At 60.5% G+C, this 2493-nt stretch carries 1 protein-coding gene; it reads left to right on the top strand.

The features are described 5' to 3' along the window. Window positions 1-1086 precede the first annotated feature (1086 nt). Window positions 1087-2118: a hydroxyacid dehydrogenase gene (locus tag D7S86_RS25335; protein ID WP_121090670.1), complete on the top strand. Its 1032-nt coding sequence runs from the start codon at window positions 1087-1089 to the stop codon at window positions 2116-2118. The last annotated feature ends 375 nt before the right edge of the window (window positions 2119-2493 follow it).

Raw genomic sequence — 2493 nt, 5'->3', positions numbered from 1 at the left:
CCCACACGCCCACACGCCCACACGCCCACACGCCCACACGCCCACACGCCCACACGCCCACACGCCCACACGCCCACACGCCCACACGCCCACACGTCCACACGTCCACACGTCCACACGTCCACACGTCCACACGTCCACACGTCCACACGTCCACACGTCGATGCGCATCCGAGCCGGCGACACGCAACAGACTTGGACGACCCAACGCTGGTAGTGACACGCGCGTGCCGCTCGCATGACACTTCCGGTCTTATTTAAATGTAACTATACATGTTACATATTGTGTTCGATCCGATATTCGGCAATGTATTCATTGCATGTGCATGTGCCGCGATGCGACGTGATGCAGCAAGCAACGCTCAATAGGCTCGAGTTGAGCAGGACACTCTGCGCGAGAAGGCAAGATGTTTCGGTGCATATCGCAAACGCAGCGCCTCTTCGATAAATCGCGGACACAAACGGGTGATTTGCGGCTCGAAACGAAACGATTTCCGATGTGTGGCGCAAGACGAGGCCCGACTCTCGTCCGCGCGCATGGCCGCCGTAATCGATCGGATCGATATCCCGATGCCTCCTCCCGTGCGTTCGATTCCAATGCGACATCGATTTGGATGCGCGTGTGATGCGCGACGGTGTTTGTATGCTGAGCCCAAGCCCAAGCCCAAGCCCAAGCCCAAGCCCAAGCCCAAGCCCAAGCCCACGCACACGCACACGCACACGCACACGCACACGCACACGCACACTCATACCGCCCAAATCGAACGCACTCCAATCCGTTCTTTAACCACCTGCTCCGCGCAAGAAACCTGTATTTCCTCACCTTAGCGGCGTGCAGGCGTAACATCGTCACGCGCGAAGCCGACGCGTCGATCTGCGTGTCGATCGAGCGTCGTTTTTAGCCTGACTCACACGGTGGGCGTCAAGCCCATTGCTTGAATGCCGGTGTCGCGAATGTGCTAAATAACGACGACGAACCGAACGACTGTCTGGTGCCCCGCAACCGTCGCTCGCAGACATCGCCGTTCACGACATCGTCTATCACGCATCACTTCCACTTCGACTCTCGCGAGCGCATCGATGGCAATGCCGGATTCTCGACCGCTTCACATCCTTCTCGCTCCCGCGCCGCGTATCGTGACCGATATCTTCGACGAAGCCGATCTCGCGCGGCTGCGCGCACTCGGTTCGCTCGCGATACACGAAGACGGTCCGATGACCGACGACGTCTTCAACGCTCACGCGCATGCGGACATCATCGTCGGCCAGTTCGACATGCCCGCCGAACGCCTTCAACGCGCGAAGAACCTGCGCGCGATCATTAACGTCGAAGGCAACTTCCTGCCGAACGTCGATTACCCATACTGCTTTGGCAACGGTGTGCGCGTGCTCAACGTGAGTCCCGTGTTCGCCGAACCCGTGGCCGAACTCGCACTGGGCATGGCAATCGACCTCGCGCGCGGCGTAAGCCGATCCGATCGACGCTTTCGCGATGGCACCGAACACTACGGCCTCGATGCGAATCGCGATGCATTCTCGCTGTATCGACAAGACATCGGCTTTGTCGGCATGGGCGATCTCGGGCGCGCGATCCTTCCGCTGCTCGCACCCTTCGGCGTGCGTGTGCGCGCCTACGATCCATGGTTGCCTTCGATGTGGATCGAATCCCTCGGATGCGAAGCGGCCTCGCTCGAGACGGTGCTTCGCATGTCGAAACTCGTATTCGTCGTCGCGAGCGTGACCGACGACAACCAGGGCCTTCTCGACGCAACAGCCTTCGCGATGATGCCCAAAGGTGCTGCGCTCGTATTGGTGAGCCGCGCCGGGGTAGTCGACTTCGACGCGATGCTCGATTTCGCGGCGCAAGGCCATATCCGCGTCGCAACAGACGTCTTCCCGAGCGAACCCGTGCCGCGCTCGCATCGCATGCGCGATATCGATCGGATCCTGCTTTCGCCACATCAAGCGGGCGCACTTGCGCCCGCACTCCGCGAAATCGGTAAGCGCACAGTCGCCGACGCCGAGCTGATCGCTCGTGGCTTGCCTCCAGTCATGTGCAAGATCGCCCAACCCGAAACCGTCGCGCGATTCCGAAGCACACCAGTCGCAAAGAGCTAAACCATCGACCGACCCGCACGACGCATCGCGCGCTCGCTATCAAGCGCACCGATCGATGCCCATACGATCGCGCTGACTGTGCGGATCGCGGATGCATTTAACGACTCGGCGCGCGGCCGGTGTGTTTTGCGCCCAAGTACCCTGCATCGGCTCACCCATTTCGGTGCTCGCGGATCGCAGATTCGGTAAGGTGAGTCGATACGGGTTTCTATGCGCGCACCGTGTCGTACGGGAGCCGACAAAGACGCATCTTCCTGTGGCCTGCATGCACGGAACTCGATCTCCATGTATTCAACGCATCCCGTCTCGGCCTGCAGTCGATAGAGCGTTCTGCGTGTGTCACGCCTCGAGCGGGACCCGACAAAGTCGCGTGTC

The sequence above is a fragment of the Pararobbsia silviterrae genome, assembly GCF_003628125.1.
Taxonomy (GTDB): domain Bacteria; phylum Pseudomonadota; class Gammaproteobacteria; order Burkholderiales; family Burkholderiaceae; genus Pararobbsia; species Pararobbsia silviterrae.
The sequence above is the reverse complement of the archived record's forward strand: the minus strand, read 5'-3'. Positions and strand labels throughout refer to the sequence as shown.